Origin of the sequence: Brevundimonas sp., from assembly GCF_016463485.1 — a bacterium.
In the GTDB taxonomy this organism is placed as follows: domain Bacteria; phylum Pseudomonadota; class Alphaproteobacteria; order Caulobacterales; family Caulobacteraceae; genus Brevundimonas.
On the sequence record NZ_JAEMRD010000188.1, the window covers coordinates 1 to 5,292 of the forward strand.

The 5,292-nt window shown below is 67.1% G+C and carries 6 protein-coding genes; 3 read left to right on the forward strand and 3 right to left on the reverse strand.

Annotation, left to right across the window (positions count from 1 at the left end):
* Positions 1 to 264: 264 nt before the first annotated feature.
* The 3 genes from JHC99_RS17275 to JHC99_RS17285 are packed head-to-tail and all read right to left on the reverse strand — an operon-like array spanning position 265 to position 2,267.
* The gene (locus JHC99_RS17275; RefSeq protein WP_292155888.1) at positions 265 to 546 is read right to left on the reverse strand and encodes a DUF427 domain-containing protein; all 282 of its coding nucleotides are present in this window, start codon (positions 544 to 546) and stop codon (positions 265 to 267) included.
* Between the two features lie 12 nt (positions 547 to 558).
* Positions 559 to 1,326, reverse strand: coding sequence for an ABC transporter permease (locus tag JHC99_RS17280; RefSeq protein ID WP_292155889.1), 768 nt, complete (start codon positions 1,324 to 1,326; stop codon positions 559 to 561).
* Positions 1,323 to 2,267: an ABC transporter ATP-binding protein gene (locus tag JHC99_RS17285; protein ID WP_292155890.1), complete on the reverse strand. Its 945-nt coding sequence runs from the start codon at positions 2,265 to 2,267 to the stop codon at positions 1,323 to 1,325. Before JHC99_RS17285 ends, JHC99_RS17280 begins: the two co-directional genes overlap by 4 nt.
* Positions 2,268 to 2,425: 158 nt before the next feature.
* On the opposite strand from JHC99_RS17285, the gene JHC99_RS17290 reads away from it, so the two are divergent.
* From JHC99_RS17290 to JHC99_RS17300, 3 genes are all read left to right on the forward strand, one after another.
* A complete protein-coding gene (locus tag JHC99_RS17290) occupies positions 2,426 to 3,331 on the forward strand; it encodes a DUF1206 domain-containing protein (RefSeq protein ID WP_292155891.1) in 906 nt (301 codons plus the stop codon).
* 65 nt (positions 3,332 to 3,396) lie between these two features.
* On the forward strand, positions 3,397 to 3,945 hold the full coding sequence (locus JHC99_RS17295) for a lipocalin family protein (protein ID WP_292155892.1): 549 nt from the start codon (positions 3,397 to 3,399) through the stop codon (positions 3,943 to 3,945).
* Positions 3,946 to 3,960: 15 nt separating this feature from the next.
* Positions 3,961 to 5,280, forward strand: a complete 1,320-nt coding sequence (locus JHC99_RS17300) for a sorbosone dehydrogenase family protein (RefSeq protein ID WP_292155893.1) — start codon at positions 3,961 to 3,963, stop codon at positions 5,278 to 5,280.
* Positions 5,281 to 5,292 lie beyond the last annotated feature (12 nt).

The following is a 5,292-nucleotide window of genomic DNA, read 5'->3' on the forward strand; positions in this document are numbered from 1 at the left end:
GGCGGAAGCGGCGTCGCCTTCGGCAGGGGCCCGACCTGGAAGATCTGCGACGGCGGTCGACCCCACTGGGCCTGACGACGCACGAAGGGCTGGTGCGCGACCTGCGACGGGATGGGGGACGGCGTCGGCGGGGTGTCTTCGGTCGCGTCGTCTCGATCGGTCATGGCGGGCTCACGCGGGGGTCTTCGTACGGGGCCGGAAGACTTGCCTCCGAACCGGGTCGGATTCATGACCCGCCCCCCGGACGACGGTCGCGGCCGCCGGTCAGCGGACCTGAACGCCCTTCCAGAAGGCGATGCGATCGGTGATTTCGGCCGCAGCGGACTTGGGCTCGGGATAATACCAGGCGGCGTCGGTGTTGGTTTTGCCGTCCACCTCGATCGAATGATAGGACGCGGTCCCCTTCCAGCCACAGACGCTGGTCGTCGCGCTGGGCTTCAGCACGGCGGCGTCCACCGCCTCTCGCGGGAAATAGTGGTTGCCCTCGACCACGACGGTATCGTCGGACCGCGCGATGACGGCCCCGTTCCAGACGGCTTCGACCATGGCGATGTCTCCTCAGGCTTTCAGACGGTAGCCGGTCCGGAACATCCAGCCGACGATCAGCAGACACACCCCCAGGAAACCCAGGGTCGCCAGCACGCTCCAACCCACGGCAACATCCCCCGACCCATAGAAGGTCCAGCGGAAGCCCGAGATCAGATAGACCACCGGGTTGAACAGGGTGATGGTGCGCCACACCGGCGGCAGCATGTCGATCGAATAGAAGGACCCGCCCAGGAAGGTCAGGGGCGTCACCACCAGCATCGGGATCATCTGCAGCTGCTCGAACCCGTCAGCCCAGATGCCGATGATGAAGCCGAACAGGCTGAAGGTCACCGAGATCAGCACCAGCATGGCGAACATCGCCACCGGATGCAGCACCTGCAAGGGCACGAAGAAGGCCGCCGTGCCCAGGATGATCAGCCCCAGCACCGCCGATTTGGTCGCCGCCGCCCCGACATAGGCGATGACGATCTCCATCGGACTGACCGGTGCCGACAGGATCTCGTAGATCGTGCCGGTGAACTTTGGAAAATAGATGCCGAACGAGGCATTGAAGATCGACTGGGTGAACAGGCTCAGCATGATCAGCCCCGGCACGATGAAGGCCCCGTAGGCTACCCCGTCCACCTCGGTCATCCGCCCGCCGATGGCGGAGCCGAAGACGACGAAATAAAGCGCCGTGGTGATCACCGGCGTGACCACCGATTGCCACAGGGTACGCAGGGCCCGCGCCATCTCGAACCGGTAGATCGCCCAGACGCCGAATGCGTTGAAGGTCATGCGGCGGCTCCGGTCGTCTTATCGCGGTGGACAAGGCTGACGAAGATGTCTTCGAGCGAGCTTTGCTTTGTATTCAGGTCCTTGAAGCCGATCCCCAGCTCTTCCAGTGCCCGGATCAGGGACGGCACCCCGGTGTCCTCGGCATTGGCGTCGAACTCATAGACCAGTTCATGGGCCTCGGCGTTCAGGCTGACGTTCCAGCGCGCCAGTTCGGGCGGCACGGCGGCCAGCGTCTCGGTCAGGTTCAGCGTCAGGGTCTTCCTGCCCAGCTTCTTCATCAGGGTGGCGGTCTGTTCGACGAGGATCAGTTCGCCCTTCAGGATCACCCCCACTCGATCGGCCATCTCCTCGGCCTCCTCGATATAGTGGGTGGTCAGGATGATGGTGACGCCGCGATCGCGCAGCTTGCGCACCAGCCCCCACATGTCACGGCGCAGCTCGACATCGACGCCAGCGGTCGGCTCGTCCAGGAACAGGATGTCGGGTTCGTGAGACAGGGCCTTGGCGATCATCACCCGGCGCTTCATGCCGCCCGACAGCGTCATGATCTTTGAGTCCTTCTTGTCCCACAGCGACAGGTCCTTGAGCACCTGTTCGATGAAGGCCGGGTTCGGCGACTTGCCGAACAGACCCCGGCTGAAGGTCACGGTCGCCAGCACGGTCTCGAAGGCGTCGGTGGTCAGTTCCTGCGGCACCAGGCCGATCTTCGACCGCGCCAGCCGATAGTCCTTCTGGATGTCGTGCCCGTCGGCGATGACCGTGCCGGTCGAGGGCGAGACGATGCCGCAGACGATCGAGATCAGGGTCGTCTTGCCTGCCCCGTTCGGACCCAGCAGGGCGAAGATCTCGCCGCGTTCGATGGTCAGATCGACCTGTTTCAGGGCCTGCAGACCCGACTTGTAGGTCTTGGTCAGACCCGTGATGGTGATGGCGGACGGCATGGAGGCTCCCCGGTGCCCGACGTTGTCGTCCGGCCCGCCCGCGCAATATGGCGACGTTCGCTCGCCGCTCAAGACGCAAGGCGCGCCTTTGCCCTCCACGCCGCTGCATGGAGCCTTTGAGCCCCGGAGGTGTTCATGCCGGTCGGGAGGCGCGCCACGTGAGAATCATCGACACCGCGCGGACCCGCCTCGACCGCTGGGTCCACCGCCTGCCCTTGGTGAAATCCCTGATTCCGGCCAGACGCCGCCCCGTCCACCACGCGATCGAGACAGCGGCCCGCATCGGCTATGGGGCGCTCGGCTTCGTCTATCTGTCGGCCGGTGTCCTGACCCTGCTGGCCGCCCTGGGGGTGCTCGACGAGGCGGCAGGATCCCAGGAGACCACCCTCTGGCTGGCCGCCCAGCCGCTGGGCCGGGTCTGGTTGCTTCTTCTGGGGCTTGGGCTTCTGGCGTTCGTCCAGTGGTGCGTGCTGCAATCCGTCTTCGACGCCGACCACGAAGGCCGCTCTCGCGACGGACTGATGAAGCGGGCGGGACAGGGCGCCAACGGCCTGGTCCACCTGGCGCTGGCGCTGACAGCCCTTCGCCTGCTGTGGATCGACCGCCCGGCCGAGGCCCGGATCGAGGGCGCCGTCGCGACCCATGACGCCGCCGCGCGGGTCCTGGCCTTTCCGTCCGGCGACCTGCTGCTGATCGGGGTTGGACTGATCATCATCGGGATCGGGATCGGCAACGTCGTCAACGGTCTGCGGGCCGACTTCACCGGCAGGCTGACCTGTTCGGAGACCCTGTGCCGACGGCTGTCGCCCCTGGCCAAGGCCGGCAATGTCGCCAAGGGGGTGTCCCTGTTGCCGCTCGGCGTGTTCGTGGTGCTGGGCGGCCTGAGCTCACGCGCGTCCGAGGTCCGCACCTTCGGCGACGCCCTGGACGGACTGGCGGCCCAGCCGGCGGGGCCCTGGGTGCTGGGATGCGTGGCCCTGGGCTTCATCGCCTTCGGGCTGTTTTCCTTCATCGAGGCGCGCTTTCGCCGGATCAGCCCGCCCCGCGATCTGAGCGTCGGCTAAGGCCGCGTCCGTCGACGGAACCTCGACGTAGCTGCGGGATTGCAGATGCGCTTATGGAGCGGACCATGTCCCTGAGAACCCTTCTGGTCGCGGCGACCGCCGCGATGGCCCTGTCGGCCTGCGTGACCGCCCCGCCCATGTCCGCCTACCGCGCGCCCCAGCCGGCCAAGGCGGTGGACGCCGAGCGCCTGTACAGTGGCCGCTGGCTCGAGATCGGGCGCACCCCGATGCGGTTGACCGACGGCTGCGTCGCCGGCACCACCAGCTACAGCCTGACCGGTCCCGACAGCCTGACCCTGCGCGACACCTGTCAGGACAAGACCCCGACCGGCAAGGAGAAGGCCATCGGGGCCCGGGCCACCATCCTGGACCCCGGTGCCAACACCAAATTCCGCGCCCGCTATTTCGGCGGCCTGGTGACGTGGGACTTCTGGATCCTGGATCACGACGAGGCCTACAGCTGGTTTATCTCGGCCGACCCCACCTTCGATCGGCTGTGGATCTATACCCGCACAGCGCCTCCGCCGGCTGAGCTGGAGCGGCTGGTTCAGCGCGCCCGCGCCCTGGGCTATGATACCGACCGTCTCGAGTTTCCCGCCCCGCTTCCGAACTGATCCGAAAGCCTGACCATGTCCCGAACCGCCCTGCTGGCCGCCTCGACTGCCGCCGCCCTAACGCTGGCCGCCTGCGGAGGGCCCGCCGCCTTGCCGCCGTCGGCGGGGTTCGGCCCCAACCCCACCCTGCCCGAGCCGCACCGGGGAATGTTCCCCACCGTGAAGGTCGCCGACGCCGTGGGCTGGCCGGCCGGCGCGACACCGACCGCGGCGCCGGGCCTGAGGGTTCAGGCCTTTGCCAGCGGGCTGGACCACCCCCGCTGGATCTATCGCCTGCCCAACGGTGACGTCCTGGTCGCCGAAAGTGCTGCGCCGCCCAAGCCCGAGGGTCTCAAGAAGGACGAGGGGATCAAGGGCTTTTTCCAGACCCTGTTCATGAAGAAGGCCGGGTCGGTGACGCCCAGCGCCAACCGGATCACCCTGCTGCGTGACGCCGACGGGGACGGCATCGCCGAGATGAAATCCGTCTTCCTCTCGGGCCTGACCTCGCCGTTCGGCATGGCGCTGGCGGGGGGACGGCTGTACGTCGCCAACGCCGATTCCGTGGTCAGCGTGCCCTATCAGGACGGCCAGACCGAGGCGTCTGAGCCGCCGGTCAAGCTGACCGACCTGCCGGCCCAGCGAAACCATCACTGGACCAAGAGCCTGGTCGCCAGTGCGGATGGATCGAAGCTCTATGTCGGGGTGGGATCGAACTCCAACGTCGCCGACCACGGGATGGCCGAGGAGACCAACCGCGCCGCCATTCTGGAGATCGACCGGATGACGGGCGTCAGCCGCGTCTACGCCGGGGGTCTGCGCAACCCGGTCGGCATGGCCTGGAACCCCGAGAGCCGGATGCTGTGGGTCGCGGTCAACGAGCGCGACGAAATCGGCGATGATCTGGTACCCGACTATATGACCTCGGTGACGCCGGGGGCCTTCTACGGCTGGCCGTGGAGCTACTACGGCCAGACTGTCGACGAACGGGTCAAGCCGCAGAATCCGGCCATGGTCGCCTCGGCCATTCGTCCGGACTATGCGCTGGGGGCTCATACGGCATCACTGGGCCTGACCTTCTACGACGGGACTGCCATGCCCCGGTATCGGAATGGGGCCTTCATCGGCCAGCACGGCTCGTGGAACCGCAGCGAGCCCAGCGGTTACAAGGTCATCTTCGTGCCGTTCGCAGGCGGAAAGCCGTCGGGCCCGCCCCAGGATGTCCTGACCGGCTTCCTGAACGCACAGAGCCAGGCCCAGGGTCGTCCGGTCGGGGTCCAGACCGACAGGACCGGCGCACTTCTGGTCGCCGACGACGTGGGCAATGTCATCTGGCGGGTCACCCCCGCCGCCTGACGCAGCGTCACC